This window comes from Methylomagnum ishizawai (assembly GCF_900155475.1).
Taxonomy (GTDB): Bacteria; Pseudomonadota; Gammaproteobacteria; order Methylococcales; family Methylococcaceae; genus Methylomagnum; species Methylomagnum ishizawai_A.
This window is the reverse complement of record NZ_FXAM01000001.1, coordinates 3,966,589-3,983,132: the sequence shown is the minus strand read 5'-3', so window position 1 is coordinate 3,983,132 and position 16,544 is coordinate 3,966,589. Positions and strand designations below refer to the sequence as shown.

The 16,544-nt window shown below is 63.6% G+C and carries 15 protein-coding genes; 12 read left to right on the top strand and 3 right to left on the bottom strand.

Translation table 11 applies throughout. The features are described 5' to 3' along the window. Window positions 1-141: 141 nt before the first annotated feature. From B9N93_RS17780 to proB, 7 genes are all read left to right on the top strand, one after another. Window positions 142-1,806, top strand: coding sequence for a formylmethanofuran dehydrogenase subunit A (locus B9N93_RS17780; RefSeq protein ID WP_085215576.1), 1,665 nt, complete (start codon window positions 142-144; stop codon window positions 1,804-1,806). A 45-nt stretch (window positions 1,807-1,851) separates the two neighbouring features. Next, window positions 1,852-2,748 carry a formylmethanofuran--tetrahydromethanopterin N-formyltransferase gene (fhcD, locus tag B9N93_RS17775; RefSeq protein ID WP_085215575.1) on the top strand — a complete coding sequence of 299 codons (897 nt, stop codon included), beginning with the start codon at window positions 1,852-1,854 and terminating at the stop codon, window positions 2,746-2,748. Next, window positions 2,745-3,560 (top strand): formylmethanofuran dehydrogenase subunit C, encoded by an 816-nt coding sequence (locus tag B9N93_RS17770; protein WP_085215574.1) that lies wholly within the window; start codon window positions 2,745-2,747, stop codon window positions 3,558-3,560. Before fhcD ends, B9N93_RS17770 begins: the two co-directional genes overlap by 4 nt. A gap of 188 nt (window positions 3,561-3,748) precedes the next feature. Next, entirely contained in the window at window positions 3,749-4,060 is a 312-nt protein-coding gene (rplU, locus tag B9N93_RS17765) for a 50S ribosomal protein L21 (RefSeq protein ID WP_085215573.1), read from the top strand. A gap of 20 nt (window positions 4,061-4,080) precedes the next feature. Beyond that, a complete protein-coding gene (rpmA, locus tag B9N93_RS17760) occupies window positions 4,081-4,353 on the top strand; it encodes a 50S ribosomal protein L27 (protein WP_085215572.1) in 273 nt (90 codons plus the stop codon). Between the two features lie 78 nt (window positions 4,354-4,431). After that, window positions 4,432-5,496, top strand: coding sequence for an Obg family GTPase CgtA (cgtA, locus tag B9N93_RS17755; RefSeq protein WP_085215571.1), 1,065 nt, complete (start codon window positions 4,432-4,434; stop codon window positions 5,494-5,496). Then, window positions 5,480-6,604 carry a glutamate 5-kinase gene (proB, locus tag B9N93_RS17750; protein WP_085215570.1) on the top strand — a complete coding sequence of 375 codons (1,125 nt, stop codon included), beginning with the start codon at window positions 5,480-5,482 and terminating at the stop codon, window positions 6,602-6,604. The genes cgtA and proB overlap by 17 nt, the downstream gene beginning before the upstream one ends. A 53-nt stretch (window positions 6,605-6,657) precedes the next feature. Here proB and rpsT read toward each other — a convergent pair whose 3' ends face one another. Then, window positions 6,658-6,939, bottom strand: coding sequence for a 30S ribosomal protein S20 (rpsT, locus tag B9N93_RS17745; protein WP_085215569.1), 282 nt, complete (start codon window positions 6,937-6,939; stop codon window positions 6,658-6,660). 339 nt (window positions 6,940-7,278) lie between these two features. Between rpsT and B9N93_RS17740 the strand changes: the two genes are divergently transcribed. Further along, window positions 7,279-8,721, top strand: coding sequence for a L,D-transpeptidase (locus tag B9N93_RS17740; protein WP_217807317.1), 1,443 nt, complete (start codon window positions 7,279-7,281; stop codon window positions 8,719-8,721). 40 nt (window positions 8,722-8,761) lie between these two features. On the opposite strand, the gene B9N93_RS17735 is transcribed toward B9N93_RS17740, so the two are convergent. Beyond that, window positions 8,762-10,165, bottom strand: coding sequence for a nicotinate phosphoribosyltransferase (locus tag B9N93_RS17735; RefSeq protein ID WP_085215568.1), 1,404 nt, complete (start codon window positions 10,163-10,165; stop codon window positions 8,762-8,764). A gap of 209 nt (window positions 10,166-10,374) precedes the next feature. Here B9N93_RS17735 and B9N93_RS17730 point away from each other — a divergent pair, with 209 nt between their 5' ends. Continuing rightward, window positions 10,375-11,670, top strand: coding sequence for an MFS transporter (locus tag B9N93_RS17730; RefSeq protein ID WP_085215567.1), 1,296 nt, complete (start codon window positions 10,375-10,377; stop codon window positions 11,668-11,670). Window positions 11,671-11,729: 59 nt separating this feature from the next. On the opposite strand, the gene nhaD is transcribed toward B9N93_RS17730, so the two are convergent. Further along, complete coding sequence (nhaD, locus tag B9N93_RS17725; RefSeq protein ID WP_254899422.1) at window positions 11,730-13,094, bottom strand: sodium:proton antiporter NhaD; 1,365 nt, start codon at window positions 13,092-13,094, stop codon at window positions 11,730-11,732. A 484-nt stretch (window positions 13,095-13,578) separates the two neighbouring features. On the opposite strand from nhaD, the gene B9N93_RS17720 reads away from it, so the two are divergent. The 3 genes from B9N93_RS17720 (at window position 13,579) to B9N93_RS17710 (ending at window position 16,444) form a co-directional block, all read left to right on the top strand. Beyond that, on the top strand, window positions 13,579-15,693 hold the full coding sequence (locus tag B9N93_RS17720; protein ID WP_176225312.1) for a tetratricopeptide repeat protein: 2,115 nt from the start codon (window positions 13,579-13,581) through the stop codon (window positions 15,691-15,693). A 95-nt stretch (window positions 15,694-15,788) separates the two neighbouring features. Next, a complete protein-coding gene (locus B9N93_RS17715; RefSeq protein ID WP_085215564.1) occupies window positions 15,789-16,034 on the top strand; it encodes a hypothetical protein in 246 nt (81 codons plus the stop codon). Continuing rightward, complete coding sequence (locus B9N93_RS17710) at window positions 16,031-16,444, top strand: type II toxin-antitoxin system VapC family toxin (protein WP_085215563.1); 414 nt, start codon at window positions 16,031-16,033, stop codon at window positions 16,442-16,444. The genes B9N93_RS17715 and B9N93_RS17710 overlap by 4 nt, the downstream gene beginning before the upstream one ends. The last annotated feature ends 100 nt before the right edge of the window (window positions 16,445-16,544 follow it).

The following is a 16,544-nucleotide window of genomic DNA, read 5'->3' as shown; positions in this document are numbered from 1 at the left end:
GTGGGGACGCTCCCGCTTCCCCATCCGGTTTCGCGCCATTCCCATGGCCTCCGTGTTGAAAACTCGCCCCCGCTTCCCTATCCTTCCCCGATCCACCGGACCCCAGGCGTCACGGCGCAACAACATTGGAGACTTCCCCTCATGCTGACCAAACTCACGGGTGGCACCGTCTACGACCCCGCACATCACATCGACGGCCAAATCCGGGATATTTACATCCGTGATGGCCGCATCGTCGCCGATGCCGGGGGCGTCCCGCCCGACCAGGAATACGATTGCCGGGGCAAGGTCGTCATGGCCGGAGCCATCGATATGCACACCCATATCGGCGGTGGCAAAGTCACCATCGCCCGTAACCTCTTGCCGGAAGACCACCGCCGCGACCCGGTGGCGCACGAGGGCTTGAAGCGGGCCGGTTGCGGCCATGCCGTGCCCTCGACCCTGACCACCGGCTACCGCTATGCCGAGATGGGCTATACCGCCGGGTTCGAGCCCGCCGTGCTGCCGATCAACGCCCGCCAGGCCCATATGGAAATGGCCGATGTGCCGCTGATGGATGTGGGCGGTTATGTGATGCTGGGCAGCGATGATTTCTTTTTGCGCCTGTTGTCCTCCGGCGCGGAACAATCGGTCATCAACGATTACGTGGCCTGGACTCTCCACTCTTCGCAGGCCATCGGCGTGAAGGTGGTGAATCCGGGCGGCATCAGCGCCTTCAAGTTCAACCAGCGCCAACTCGACCTGGACGAGGAACACCGCCATTACCACGTCACCCCACGCCGCATCCTGCAAAGCCTGTCCCGCGCCCTGACCGACCTGGGCGTGCCGCATCCCTTGCATGTGCATGGCTGCAACCTGGGCGTTCCCGGCAATCTCGACACCACGCTGAACACCATCGCCGGGATCGAAGGCTTGCCCATGCACCTGACCCACATCCAGTTCCATAGTTATGGGTTGGAGGGTGACCGCAAGTTTTCCTCCGGCGCGGCCCAAATCGCCGAAGCCCTGAACAAGAATCCCAATATCACCGTCGATGTGGGCCAAATCTTGTTCGGCCAGACCGTGACCGCCTCGGGCGATTCCATGCGCCAGTTCGCTAATTCACACCACGCCTCGCCCAACAAATGGGTGTGCATGGACATCGAGTGCGATGCCGGTTGCGGTGTGGTGCCGTTCAAGTATCGGGACAAGAATTTCGTCAACGCCCTGCAATGGTGTATCGGCCTGGAAATTTTCCTGCTGGCCGAAGACCCGTGGCGGATTTTCCTCACCACCGACCATCCCAACGGTGCGCCTTTCACCACCTATCCGCATTTGATCCGGCTGTTGATGGACAAGGGTTTCCGCAACGACATGTTGGCCCGCATCAACCCGGATGCGGCGGCGTACAGCACCTTGGGTTCCATCGACCGCGAATACAGCCTGTACGAAATTGCCATCATGACCCGCGCCGGGGCCGCCCGCATCTTGGGGCTACGCGACCGGGGCCATCTGGGCGCGGGGGCCGCCGCCGACATCACGGTCTATACCCAGCAGGACGACAAGGAAGCGATGTTCACCCGGCCCGATTACGTGTTCAAGGATGGCGCCTTGGTGGTGAAACACGGCGAGGTGGTCAACGTGGTGTGGGGCAACGTCCACACCGTGAAACCCGATTTCGACCGGGCGGCGATAGAAACCCGCCTCAAACCCTATTTCGAGCGTTATATGACGATGAAGATGGACAATTTCATGATCCGCGATTGGGAAATCGAGGGCGACGGGCGGAGCAAGATTTTGGTGCATCCTTGCCGGGGGCAGGCATAACCCGACCGCTCGGAATACCTATATTAACCAGCCGTGGAGCCATGAATGATTATTAACGGCGTACAAATCGACGCCACTTTCGCCGAAGCCTTCCCCATGAGGGCCACGCGGGTCGTCATCACCGCCCAGAACGCCAAATGGGCCAGGATCGCCGCTGAGGCCATGACCGGGTTCGCCACCTCGGTCATCGCCTGCGGCTGCGAAGCGGGCATCGAACGTGAACTCTCCCCCGAAGAAACCCCGGACGGACGCCCCGGCATCTCCGCCATGATCTTCGCCATGGGCGGTAAAGGGCTGGCCAAGCAATTGGAAACCCGCGCCGGGCAATGCGTGCTGACCGCGCCGACCTCGGCCCTGTTCGCCGGTATCCACGAGGGCGACCCGATTCCTTTGGGCAAGAACCTGCGCTTCTTCGGCGACGGTTTCCAAATCTCCAAGCGCATCGCCGGGAAACGCTATTGGCGGGTGCCGGTGATGGACGGCGAATTCCTCTGCGAAGAAACCACCGGCATGGTGAAAGCCATCGGCGGCGGTAATTTCCTGATCCTGGCCGAATCCCAGCCGCAAGCGCTCGCCGCCTGCGAAGCCGCCATCGAGGCCATGCGGAAAGTGCCGAATGTCATCATGCCTTTCCCCGGCGGAGTGGTACGCTCCGGGTCCAAGGTCGGCTCCAAGTACAAGGCGCTGTCGGCCTCCACCAACGACGCTTTCTGTCCCACTTTGAAGGGCCAGACCCAGAGCGAACTCAGCCCGGAAATCGAATCGGTGATGGAAATCGTGATCGACGGCCTGACCGAGGCTGATATCAACCAAGCGATGCGGGTCGGCATCCAAGCCGTGTGCGGCCTGGGCGCGGCCAACGGCATCCGCCGCATCAGCGCGGGCAACTACGGCGGCAAGCTCGGTCCTTTCCTCTTCCAACTCCAGGAGATCATGGCATGACGGCGCTCATCTTCACGCTCAAGACCGAACCGCAACAGCGCATCGATGTCGCGCCGCTGACGCCCGACCGCCTGGCCGGGAAAACCTTGGACGAGATCGGCGCGATCCCGCTGCAAACCGGCAACCGCCAATTGCGGACGGATGAGCTATTCGCCATCGGGGCGGGCGACGCGGACCTGATCGTGTTCCGGGGCGTGACCGGCAAGCTGGATTTCATCGGCAAGGGCATGGCCCAGGGCGCAATCCGGGTCGAGGGCGACGCGGGCAGTTATCTCGGCATGGGGCTCAAGGGCGGGAAAATCACCGTCGGTGGGAGCGTCGCCGCCTACGCCGCCTGCGAGATGCGGAATGGCGAAATCCTGGTCCGGGGCGATGCCGGGGATTTCCTGGGCGCGTGCCTGCCGGGCAACAAGAAGGGCATGGCCGGGGGCGTGGTCATCGTCAAGGGCAAGGCGGGCGACCGGGTCGGCGACCATATGCGGCGCGGCGCGATCCTCATCGAGGGCGATGCCGGCGGCTATCTCGGCTCGCGCATGACGGCGGGCACCATCATCGTGCGGGGCAAGGTCGGCGAGCATATCGGCTACGCCATGGGCCGGGGTACGTTGCTGTTGCTGCAAACGCCGGAGGCTTTGCCCGCCACCTTCAACGACTGCGGTAGCCATACCTTGGGCTTCATCCCGTTGCTGTTGAAGGGTTTCGCCGGGCTGGATACGCCGTTTGCCGCGATGGGCGAACAACTCAAGCGGGTGCGGCGCTATGCCGGGGATATGTGCGGGCTGGGCAAGGGGGAAATCCTGGTCGCGCTGTGACCGATTCCAAGCCCGGAATCACAAAAAGCATCGGGTCCGCGCCCGGTGCCTTTTTCGTTCTTGGCGGAATGGGGCCGTTCCCCCTGCGATGCGCGGATGATCCGACAAATCAATGCCTTGACCATCCCCCCGCCCCGCCGCTATCATTCCGCGTTTTACAGATTTCCCCTCCGTTGGAGCCACACCCCATGTACGCGGTAATACAAACAGGCGGCAAGCAATATCGGGTCAAGGAAGGCGACTTCCTCAAGGTCGAGACCCTGACCGCCGAAGCCGGCCAAGAATTCGAATTCGACAAAGTCCTGATGATCCAGACCGACGACGGCATCAAGGTCGGTCGCCCCTACATCGACGGCGGCAAGGTCACCGCCACCGTCAAAGCCCATGGCCGCCACGACAAGGTCATGATCATCAAGTTCCGCCGCCGCAAGCACTACATGCGGCGCAACGGCCACCGCCAGAACTACACCGAAATCCTGATCACCGGCATCTCCGGTTAATCCCAAGCGAGGCCTCGACAATGGCTCATAAGAAAGCAGGCGGCAGTTCCCGCAACGGTCGCGACTCCAATGCCCAACGCCTCGGCGTCAAGCGCTTCGGTGGCCAACTGGTCCCGGCCGGCAGCATCATCGTCCGCCAGCGCGGCACCCATTTCCATCCCGGCGAGAACGTCGGTTTGGGCCGCGACCATACCTTGTTCGCGCTGACCGAAGGCCGCGTCGAGTTCAAGACCAAGGGTCCTTTGAACCGCCGTTTCGTCAGCATCGTCCCGGTGCCGGCGTCGGAAGGCTAAGCGCCTTCTGGCTCCACCCTGCCCGGCGGAGAATGAAAAGCCTCGTCACCGACGGGGCTTTTTTGTCGGTATACCCCTATGAAATTCGTTGACGAAGCGGAAATCCGCGTGGAAGCCGGCGACGGCGGCAATGGTTGCGTCGGATTCCGGCGTGAAAAATCCGTCCCGTTCGGCGGTCCCGACGGCGGCGATGGCGGCGACGGCGGCGGCGTCTATCTGGTCGCCACCGAGAACCTCAATACCCTGGTCGATTTCCGCTTCCACTCGGTGTTCCGGGCGGAGCGTGGCCAGAACGGCATGGGTGGCAATTGCACCGGCAAGGCCGGGGCCGACTTTTTTGTCCAGGTGCCGACTGGGACCATGGTGTTCGACGCCGAGACCGACGAACTACTGGGCGATTTGGTGGCGGCGGGCCAACAGCTTTTGGTCGCCAAGGGCGGCTGGCATGGCCTCGGCAACACCCGTTTCAAGAGCAGCATCAACCGCGCCCCGCGCCAGTCCACCCCCGGCAAGCCCGGCGAGAAGCGTGACCTCCGGCTCGAACTCAAGCTCATCGCCGACGTGGGCCTCTTGGGGATGCCCAACGCGGGCAAATCCAGCCTGATCCGTGCCGTGTCCGCCGCCCGGCCCAAGGTCGCCGATTATCCCTTCACCACCTTGCATCCCAATCTCGGCGTAGTGCGGGTGGACGAGCAACGCAGCTTCGTCATGGCCGATGTGCCGGGCTTGATCGAGGGCGCGGCGGAAGGCGCGGGGCTGGGCATCCAGTTCCTCAAGCACCTGTCCCGCACCCGTTTGTTGCTGCATTTGGTCGATGCCGGACCGTATGAGAGCGAGGAAGGCCCGGTGGAATCGGCGCTCAAGGTTATCGGCGAACTGGAGAAATGGGGCGAGGGCATCGACGAGAAACCCCGCTGGCTGGTCCTCAACAAGATGGACGTGATCCCGGCGGACGAGGCCGAGGCCCATTGCGCGGCCATCGTCGAGGCGCTGGACTGGGACGGGCCGGTGTTCCATATCTCGGCCCTGCAAGGCGATGGGCTCCAGGATTTGATGTACCGCGTGATGGATTTCCTGGAGCAGGCCAAGGCGGAAGCTACCGAAGCGGCGGAGGAGGACGGGGACGATGCGGAACAGGACTGATTTCGCCCAGGCCCGGCGCATCGTGGTCAAAATCGGCAGCGCCCTCCTGACCGGCGGCGGGCGCGGGCTGGACCTTGCCGCCATCGGCCAATGGGTGGCGCAAATCGCCGCGATCCGCCACGGCGGCACCGAAGTGGTGCTGGTATCGTCCGGCTCGGTGGCCGAGGGCATGAGCCGCCTGGGTTGGAAAACCCGCCCGCACGCCCTGCACGAATTGCAAGCCGCCGCCTCCGTGGGCCAGATGGGCTTGGTGCAGACCTACGAATCGATGTTCCAACAACACGGTCTGCATACGGCGCAAATCCTGCTGACCCATGACGATTTGTCCAATCGCCAGCGCTATCTCAACGCCCGCGGCACCTTGCTGACCCTGTTGGCATTGGGCGTGGTGCCGGTCATCAACGAGAACGACACGGTCGCCACCGAGGAAATCCGTTTCGGCGACAACGACACCCTGGGTGCCTTGGCGGCGAACCTGCTGGAAGCCGACCTCCTCGTCATCCTGACCGACCAGAACGGCCTGTACGAGCGCGATCCGACCCTGGACCCCGCCGCCCAACTGATCCACCAATCCAGCATCAGCAATCCGGCGCTGGGCGATATGGTGGGCGAGAGCCGCAGCGGCCTGGGCAAGGGCGGCATGATCACCAAACTGCGGGCGGCGCGGCTGGCCTCGCGTTCCGGCGCGGCCACGGTCATCGCCTGCGGGCGCGAGCCGGAAGTCCTGCCCAAGCTGATGCGGGGCGCGGAAATCGGGACTTTCCTGATCCCGGACGAATCGCCGCTCCTGGCCCGCAAGCGCTGGCTGGCCGGACAGCTCAAATTGAAAGGCCGCGTGACCCTGGACGCGGGCGCGGTGCGGATGCTCAAGGACTCGGGCAAAAGCCTGCTGCCCATCGGGGTGACGGCGGTGGAGGGGGAGTTCAGCCGGGGGGATTTGGTGGCCTGCGTGGACGGGGAAGGCGTTGAGGTGGCGCGTGGCCTGGTGAATTATGGCGCGGAGGAAACGCGCTTGATCCTGCGCCAGCCCAGTTCGCAGATCGAGAAGCTATTGGGCTATGTGGACGAGCCCGAACTCATCCACCGCGATAATTTGGTATTGGCTTGAACGATGGCCCGTGAGGCAGGGTCGGCATGGCCTGCCTCGCGCCATCCTGTGACTTAGGCGGCGACCGCTTTGAGGGCCAGGGCCTTGACGCGGGCGTTGAGGCGGCTCTTGCTGCGGGCGGCTTTGTTCCTGTGGATCAAGCCCTTGTTCACGGAAGAATCGATGATCGGCACCGCCGCGCGGAAAGCGGCCTGGGCTTCTGCCAGGTCGCCGGCGTCCACGGCCAGGATCACCTTCTTGATGAAGGTGCGCAGGCGGCTACGCAGGGCGGCGTTATGGGTGCGATGCTTTTCGGATTGGATGGCGCGTTTTTTCGCGGAAGCAATATTAGCCAAGGCTGGAACCTCATTCCGGTGGGTTTGGGAAAATTGGGTATTCTCTCCGCAAAGGCCAGGTGCGTCAACCTCATCGAAGCCGGGCCGCCCGCGCCGTGAACACCTTGGGGCGGTCGGGATCGAAGTCGGAAAGGATTGGCATTCCCGCGCCGCGACGTACAATGGGCTGCGGGCAGGCGTCTGGGTTTTGGCGTAGGGTGGGCATGTACCCGTGCCCACCTGCGGGGTATTGCGGCGGGCACGGATACGTGCCCGCCCTACTGAGGCTGGTTCCCTGCCCAGCGTGCCTTGGACCGGGATGGACGGGCAAGGCCCGTATTAAGCATGACGAGGTCAATCGTGAAGGTATCCACGACATTCTCAAAAGCATTCTCTGGCTGGGGCCGGTGGCTCGGGGCCGGTTTGACCGTGGCGGTCATGGCCTATGGTGGCTATGCCGGTTGGCAGGAATTGGCGCCGTTCGGGATCGAGATGCCGGCACTCGACGGCAATACCGCCACCGATCCGCGCACGCCCATCGAAGTCGAGGGGGTGGGTTTGGGCACGCGCCTGTTCGAGGTCGAACTGCGCGACGAATCCGGCAAACTGCTCAAGGGCAAGCTGAGCGATTCCGAATTCCAGCATGACACGCCCCTGGCCTTCGGTACTCGCTATACCCTCAAGGCTAGCGTGGAGCGGCCCTGGCTCGGCCAGCGGGAAACCCGGCAAATCAGTTTCGCCACGGTCGCCATCCCCAGGCTCGATGGCCCCGAACAGCGGGCGCTGGCCCCGGATGCCTCCTTGGCGTTGAGCTTCGACCGGCCCGTGGGCCAACTCGAAACCCAGGGCGATTTGCCGTTCACCATCGAACCCGCCGCCAACCACCGCGATTTCCGGCTGACCGCCCAACGCTACGCCCAGAACAAAACTTACGCGGTGGAATTGCGGTTCAAGACCGCGACCGGCGTGCCCGTGCCGCCGGTCCATCTGCAAATCAGCACCCCGCCGCCCTTGACCGCCGAGATCAGCAACCACGGCCAGTCCAATCTGGGGCTGGCGATCCCCTTGCGGATCACCTTCGGCGAGTTGCTGGCGAACAAGGACGAGGTGGGCAAATTCGTCTCGGTCCATACCAAGGACGGCAAAGCCATCCCCGGCAAATGGCAGTGGCTCAACAAGCACAAGCTGCAATTCAGTCCGAACGGCGGCTGGCCCGCGTCTTCCGCCATCGAGGCCAGCGTCGATCCCAAAGGGCCGAAATCGGTGCTGGGCGGTATCCTGGAAAAACCGCTGGTGTCCCATTTCACCACCGGGTCCGACAAGAAAATCCTGGTCTATCTCGACACCCAACGCGCCCTGGCCATCGAGAACGGCCAGGTGGTGAAAACCTTCGCTGTCAGTACCGGCAAGCCCAATACCCCCACCGTGACCGGCTCGTTCTACATCTACGCCCGCTTCCCGACCAAGACCATGCGTAGCCGCGCCAAGCCCGGCGAGAAAGGCTATTACGTGGTGGAGGACGTGCCCTACGCCCAATATTTCTACGAGGATTACGCCTTCCATGGCGCATGGTGGCATAACGGTTTCGGCCATCCCGCCAGCCATGGCTGCGTCAATATGGCGACCCGCAGGAATAATAAGCGTTGGCCCAACTCTTCCGAGGACGCCGGTTGGTTGTACCAATGGGCCGCGTTGGGCGTGCCGGTTTCGGTCATGCCACACGCTCCGGCCCAGACCCAGGTCGCGGCCAACGAGACGCCCGCGCCGACCCCCGCGGCCAAGCCCGCCGCCCGTAGCCAATAGCTACCCGTGGTTATTGGGTGGGCACGTGCCCACCCTACGGCTACACGAACCGCCCGGCCCGCGCCCGCACCTCCGCGAAACTCCAATCCCTCAGCAAGCGTCCCCGTTCCCACACGGTTTCCATGGCGTCGCGCCATTCGGGACCGGGCGGCTGGCCGTCCACCAGCGGCAAGGTCGCGTATTCCCCGGTGGTCTCCGAGCGGAACAGGGACAAGCGCCCGGCCTTGGAGCGCTTGCCGGGATCGGTGACCGGGTCTTTGGACACCGGGAGCCAGGCCGTGCCGCGCCGGATCGCCGAGCATTTCAGGGCGAATTTGAGGGTGTCGCGGTCCAGCCGTTGCAACAGCGCCCCGCCCATGCCGAAGGCGATATTGTCGGCGGCGAAACCCAGCGCTTGTAGCCGCTCCAGGATGGCGGTGATGCTGTGGGCGTTGACCCCGTCGCCCTGGAGGATGCGGACCTGGCGCAAGACCTTGTAGCCCTTGCCGTTCACGCTGGAGCCGAAGCGCCGGTCCAGGATTTCCGCCACTTTCCCCACCACCGCCACCGGATCGCCGGAATCGGGCCGGATCACCAGGGTCGCGCCGGATTGGACCACCTCCTCGCGCAAAGCCCCGCCCCAGAGGTTCTCGACGGCGTTGAACACATCGTAGCTGTCCGAGACCACCGAGAGCAGGGCACCCGGCTGGGCGAAATGGCGCAACATGTTGCGGTAGGCCGCGGCCTCGTCCTCGCGGCCCCAGGCGGTGATGGTGCTGTGTTCGGCGGCGGGGATGGAAAAACCGGCCATGGGTTCGCCGTAATATTCGCGGGCCGCCAGGATGCCGGACACCGTGTCCGTGCCCCGGAAATTGACCAGATGGGCGCAACCGCCGATGGCCGCCGATTCGCCACTGGACACGCCCCGCGCCCCGAAATCGTGGAGCTTGAACGGCAATTGGCCCTCGGGGTCGTCGGAGGTGGCAATGAGATATTCCCGGATCAGGCGCTTGATTTCCCAGGATTGGGTCGCGACCGTGATCGGATACCACACCCGCACCAGCAGGGTTTCCAGATGGGAAATGATCCAATACACGCGGGGATCGGTGCATTCCACCGTGAACAGGGCGTTGTGGCCGGGTACCCGCGTGCCTTCGGGGACGGCCCGGATCGTGACCGGCGGATGGCCGCCGTGTTCGGCCAATATGTAGCGCCAACCGGCCTCGTCGAAGGGCTCGCCATGCGCCCGCCAGAATTCGGCGGCGGCGTCGATCTGCGCCGCCGTGATGGGCTTGGAGAGATAGTCCTTGAGGATGATTTGCAGCCCGAAGAATACCGTGGCCGCGAACGCCCCGCCCCGCGATTCGAAATAGGAAAACATCCCGCTGGCGTCGGGCGGATATTGCAGGAAATGGCTGGATTTATAGGAATCGGTGTTGAGCAACAGATTGTCGAGCAGGTTCATCGGGTGATCTCCGGGAGTGGGAAGCGGCCCAGCGGTGCTTTTCAAGGCGACAGTCTAGCCATCCGTTCCCGTCGGCCCAAGCGCAACGCCGCCGAATCGGGTGGTGCCGTTGGAGTCCAAAGCTGGCTTTGGCAATATTGATAGCGTCCAAAGCCAGCTTTGGACCCCAGGTGGCGTCCTGTTCGAATCTTCCACTATAGGTATCCCCGTTGAGTTCTTTTTCCGGTAAATTCGGTGTTTTGCGCCATCGCGACTTCGCTTTGTTCCTCAGCGCCCGCTTCCTCGCCACCGTGGCGATCCAGATGCAAAGCGTGGCGGTGGGCTGGCAAGTTTACGCCCTGACCTCGGACGCCCTCGATCTCGGGTGGGTCGGCCTGGCCCAGTTCGCGCCTTTCGTGCCGCTGGCCCTGGTGGCGGGGCAGGTGGCCGACCGCTTCGACCGGCGGCGCATCGTCGCGCTGTGTTTCCTGGTGGAGATGCTGTGCGGGGCGGCTTTGCTCGCGTTCACCTGGGTCGGCTTGACGGTGGTGTGGCCGGTGTTCGCGGTGATGGTGCTGTATGGTTCGGTCCGTGCTTTCATGATGCCCGCCAGCCAGGCGGTGGTGGTCAACCTCGTGCCCGCCGCGGTGTTCGGCAAGGCCGTGGCGCTGAATTCCTCGGTGTTCCAGGTGGCGGTGATCGCGGGACCGGCCTTGGGCGGTTTCCTGTATCTGGCCGGGCCGGAGACGGTCTACGCCAGCGTGACCGGCGGCTTGGCCATCGCCGCCTTGTTGATGGGCTGTGTCCACGGCGAGCCGAAAAAGCCGGGCGGCAATCCGCCCATGAGCCTGGATTCGGTGCTGGAAGGGCTGCGCTTCGTGCGGTCGCGGCCCGTGATGTTGGGGGCGATTTCGCTGGATTTGTTCGCCGTGTTGTTCGGCGGGGCGACCGCCTTGCTACCGGCCTATGCCCGCGATGTGCTGCATGCGGGACCGACCGGGTTGGGCTGGTTGCGGACGGCACCGGGCTTGGGGGCCGCGTGTACGGCGCTGGCCTTGGCGTGCTGGCCGATCCGGCGCCATGTCGGCTGGTGGATGTTCGGCGGCGTCGGGCTGTTCGGCGCGGCCACCCTGGTACTGGGCCGGTCGCAGGATTACGCCGTGGCCCTGGCCGCGCTGGCCTTGATGGGGGCGGGCGATATGGTCAGTGTCTATATCCGCCATATGCTGGTGCAATTGGAAACGCCCGACGCCATCCGGGGCCGGGTCAGCGCGGTGAATTCGATGTTCATCGGCGCGTCCAACGAACTCGGCGAATTCGAGTCGGGGCTGACCGCCGAATGGTTCGGGCTGGTGCCCGCCATCCTGCTCGGCGGTTGCGCGACCTTGGGGGTGGTGGGGGCGTGGATGTGGGGTTTTCCGGTGTTGCGTGGGATGGACGCATTTCCGCACGCGGTCCGGGAGCTGCCCGCGGGCCGGAAGAAACCCCGGCAGGCCAAGGGCGGACGCCGGCGACGGGGGCGGTAATCAAAAAAGACGTTGCCCTGCGGCAACGCCTTTTTGCGTAGGACAGCGATCCTCAGGGATCAGGGGCTATTCAGCAGATAGTGCGTGAAGATGGCGGCGGCATAACCGGCGACGATGGCCGGGGTCCACTTCAGATGGCTGAAGAAGGTGTACATGCCGCGGGAAGTGCCCATCAAAGCTACGCCCGCCGCCGAGCCGATGGACAGCATGGTGCCGCCCACGCCCGCCGTCAGGGTGACGAGGTTCCACTGGTACAGGTCCATCTCCGGGTCCATGCTCAGCACCGCGAACATCACCGGGATGTTATCGACGATGGCCGACAGCACGCCGATCAGGATGTTGGCCGTGGTCGGGCCGAGGCCGTCGTACATGGCTTCGGACGCCAGTTCCAGATAGCCGATATAGCCCAGGCCACCCACCGCGAACACCACGCCGAAGAAGAACAGCAAGGTATCCCACTCCGCGTCGCGGACATTGTTGAACACGTCGAACTTATCCTTGCCGGGACCGTAGAACACGGTTTTCAGGCGGTAGCCGTACAGCATCAGGAACGAGAGGCCCACCATCATGCCCATGAACGGCGGCAGGTGCAGGAACTGCTTGAAACTCACGGCGGTCATGATGGTCAGGCCGAACAAGCCGCAGATCGCCAAGGCACCATCCTTCATCTGGACTTGCTCTTCATCGGTGGCGGTGGGCGCTTCGTTGGGGATGGCGAAGTGCATGATCGCCGCCGGGACCACGAAGTTGACCACGGACGGAATGAACAAATGGAAGAAATCGAAGAACTCGGCCTTGCCCGCCTGCCACACCATCAAGGTGGTGATGTCGCCGAAGGGGCTGAACGCGCCACCGGCATTGGCCGCGCTGACCAGGTTGACGAAGCCCAGGGCCACGAATTTGGGGCTATTGACGCCCACGGCCATTACCACCGCGCCGACCAGGAGGGCCGAGGTCAGGTTGTCGGCCACCGAGGACAGGAAGAAGGTGATGATGCCGGTGATCCAGAACAGCGAGCGATAGCCGAACTGGCGGCGCACCAGCCAGGAGCGCAGCGCCTCGAACACATTGCGCTCGGCCATGGCGTTGATATAGGTCATGGCGACCAAGAGGAACAGGAACAATTCAGCGTATTCCTTGAGGTCGTGTTCAAAGGCCACGTGGACTTTTTCGGCGGACACGCCATTGCTGGAGGCGAGATAGGCCACATGCGCCCAGATGATGCCCGCCGCCAGGATGACGGGTTTGGATTTGCGGAGGTGGGTGAATTCCTCCGTCATCACGAAGGCGTAGGAGACGATGAACACCATGACGCAGTAAAGGCCGCGGTGGGTGCCGGTCAGGCCCAGGACGTCCGACTCTTCGGCGGAGGCCAGCTCTGGAACCAGCGATAGCAAGGACAGTAAAAGGAAAGCGCGTATCAAAGCAAAGCCCTCTTGATGATTATTGGAAGAATTTGACGCGGTTGCCAATGGCAACGCGGCCCCCGGAAAACAACGGGCCATTATATAGAAGGAAGGCTTTTGGGATGAACCGATCCGCGCCGTTCCGGTGCGGATGGCGGGCTGGAAAGTTGGGAAATGGATTGCTACCGGGACGGTGTTGGCTGTGCCGTTGGGAGTCCAACGCTGGCTTTGGAGATGTTTGGCCTGGCCAAAGCCAGCTTTGGACGGGCGGGTTCCAGGCTTGGATGGATTTCATCCCAGTTTGGGATTGATCCGGCTACGGTTGGAATGCCGTAGCCCACGCTTGGCATTTATCCGGCCAGGGCTACGGTTTCATCGTCCAGGCGTCACGGGCTGGCGGCTGGTTGCGGGGCTTGGCACAATGGCGGACAGATTTGGTCCGTCGGGAGTGTGTCATGCCGCTATACCTCTTGTCCGTGGTCCCAGCCGCGAGGCCGTTCCTGTGAACGCGCCGCCCCTGGTGTTCGTGTCCGCCACCAGCGGCGATTTGCGCAGCGTGCGCAAGTTGGTGAGCCAAGCCTTGTTGACCATCGGTTGCCATCCGGTCGAGCAAAGCCATTTCGGGCCGGATTACCGCGAGGTCCGCAAGATGTTGGGGGACCGCATCGCCGAATGTCAGGCGCTCATCCATATCGTCGGTTTCCGCTATGGCGCGGAGCCCGATCCGGCCCGCTTGCCGCAAGGGGCCGAGCGCCGCTCCTATACCCAGCTGGAATACGACCTGGGCCGCGAGTTGCAGCGGAAGCGCGGGGATGGGCGGTTCCGGGTGTATACCTTCGTCTGCCCGGAGGGTTTCCCGTTCGATGCCGAGCCGGAGGCCGAGGACGACGAGAAGCGCGGTCTGCAATCGGCGCACCGGCGGGCGATTCTGGGCGGGGAAATCCTGTACGAGACTCCGGCGGACCCCGCCGGGTTGGAGGCGCGAATCCATGTCTTGCGGGAGGAGGCGCGGCGCTTGCGGGTGGAGCATGAGCGGCATCGGGGGACGATGTTGGCGGTGGGTTTGGCGATTGTGCTGGCTTTGGCGGGGATAGGCGGCGGGGTGTATTGGTACTTGCCGCGCCATGTCGAGCGAACCGTTGCGGAAACCATCGACCCGGCGATGATCGGCGAACGGCTACGCACGGAAATCCGGGCGCGGTTCGAGCGCGATGCCGAAGCCGCCCGCAGCGAAGGCAAGCACTGGGGAGCCCTCCGCGAACTGGAAAAAGGCCGCGATGCCGCCCTGGCGCGGGTGGACGATGTGGTGGCGACGATCCGCGAAGGCTTGGCGGGCAATCCCGATCCCATATTCAAGGAAGCCAGCCGGATTTTGGAAAAGGAGGGCGGCGAATCGGCGCTCCAGTATTTGGAGAGCCACAAGGCCGAAGCCCTCGCCGGTATCGACCGCGCCGCGACCCAGGAAGAATCGGCGCTGAACAATCTCAAGAAGAAATTGCAGCCCTTGCTGCTACAAGCCGATTTGCTGGAAACCAAGCAGGACCGGGCAGGGGCTTTGGCCTTGTTGCGGACGGTGGCGGACAAGGCACCGGGTTGGTGGGAGGCGCGGCTGCGGTTGGGCGATTCGCTTTATTTCATGGCCCTTTATGCTGAAGCCGAACCACACCTTCGCGCCGCCCTGGCTTTGGCGATGGACGAGAAGGATCGGGCGGTGGCGAGCAACGACCTCGCGCAGTTGTTAAAGGCCACGAACCGGCTGGTGGAGGCCGAGCCGCTCATGCGCCGGGCGCTCGCCATCGACGAGCAGAGCTACGGGCCGGAGCATCCCGACGTGGCCCGCGACCTCAACAACCTCGCGCAGCTGTTGCAGGCCACGAACCGGTTGGCGGAGGCCGAGCCGCTCATGCGCCGGGTGGTGAAAATCTTCGAGAAAAGCTACGGGCCGGAACATCCGAACGTCGCCACCGCCCTCAACAACCTCGCTTCGTTGTTGCAGGACACGAACCGGCTGGCGGAGGTCGAGCCGCTCATGCGCCGGGCGCTCGCCATCGACGAGAACAGCTACGGGCCGGAGCATCCCAAAGTCGCCGCCGCCCTCAACAACCTCGCGCAGCTGTTGCAGGCCACGAACCGGTTGGCGGAGGCCGAGCCGCTCATGCGTCGGGCGCTCGCCATCGACGAGCAGAGCTACGGGCCGGAGCATCCCAACGTGGCTACCGACCTCAACAACCTCGCGCTGTTGTTGCAGGATACGAACCGGCTGGCGGAGGCCGAGCCGCTCATGCGTAGGGCGCTCGCCATCGACGAGAAGAGCTACGGGCCGGAGCATCCGAACGTCGCCATCCGCCTCAACAACCTCGCGCTGTTGTTGAAGGCCACGAACCGGCTGGCGGAGGCCGAGCCGCTCATGCGCCGGGCTCTGGTGATTTTCCTGCTATTTACCCGTGCAACCGGCCACGAACACCCTGGCTTGCGGAAAGTTTTCGGCAATTACCGCCAACTCCTGCTAGCCCAACACCTGCCCGCACCCCAAATCCAAACCCGCCTCGCCGAAGCCGCCACGGCGGCGGGCTACGGCGCGGCGGAATGGGCAACGGTGCAGGCTGCTTGGAAATAAGGCTTGGGCCGGAACCCTGTCCGTACTCCAACCCATGCCGCCCAAACCCGCCCCTGGCTATAATCGCCCAACCCCAAACCACCGGAGCCGCTTCCATGAACCCCATCGAACAACTCCACCGCGAAATCGACCAACTTCCCGTGCCCCTGGCCCAGGAAGCCCTGGACCTGTTGCGCGGTCTCCGCGCCCGCCACCCGTTGCCCGCCGAACCCCGGACAACCTTGATCGGCCCGGAAGCCCTGCGCCTCGCCGAAAAACTGGGCTTCGTCGGCTGCTTGGACGCCGAACCCGAACTCTCCGAAACCTACAAGGCGCATCTGGATTGGTCGGACAAAACATGATTATTGCCGACACCGGATTCTGGGTGGCCCTCGCCAGCCCCAAAGACCAGCACCACGCGTCGGCAAAACGCACCTTCGCGGGCTTGGACGAATCGCTGATTTCGACCTGGCCGGTGATGACCGAAACCTGTCATTTGCTGCTGAAGCGCCAAGGCGTGGAAGCCCAGTTGAAATTCCTCGACCTTTACCGGCAAGGCGGGTTTCAAGCGTTCCCGCTGGAACATGCCCACGCCCCCAGGTTATCGCAACTCATGCGGCAGTATGCGGATTTGCCCATGGACTTGGCGGATGCGTCCTTGGTCTTGCTGGCGGAAGCGCTGGACCACGGACGGATTCTCAGCACCGACCGGCGCGACTTCCACAGCTATCGCTGGAAGAATACCCGGCCCTTTGTGAACCTGTTGTTCTGACATCGTGTAGCCCGAACCCACATAAGCCTAGCACCCATCGTTATTTCCCATTTTTTACCGGGACGCTTAGCCTTCTTTCCAAGTAAAATGATCGGTCTTT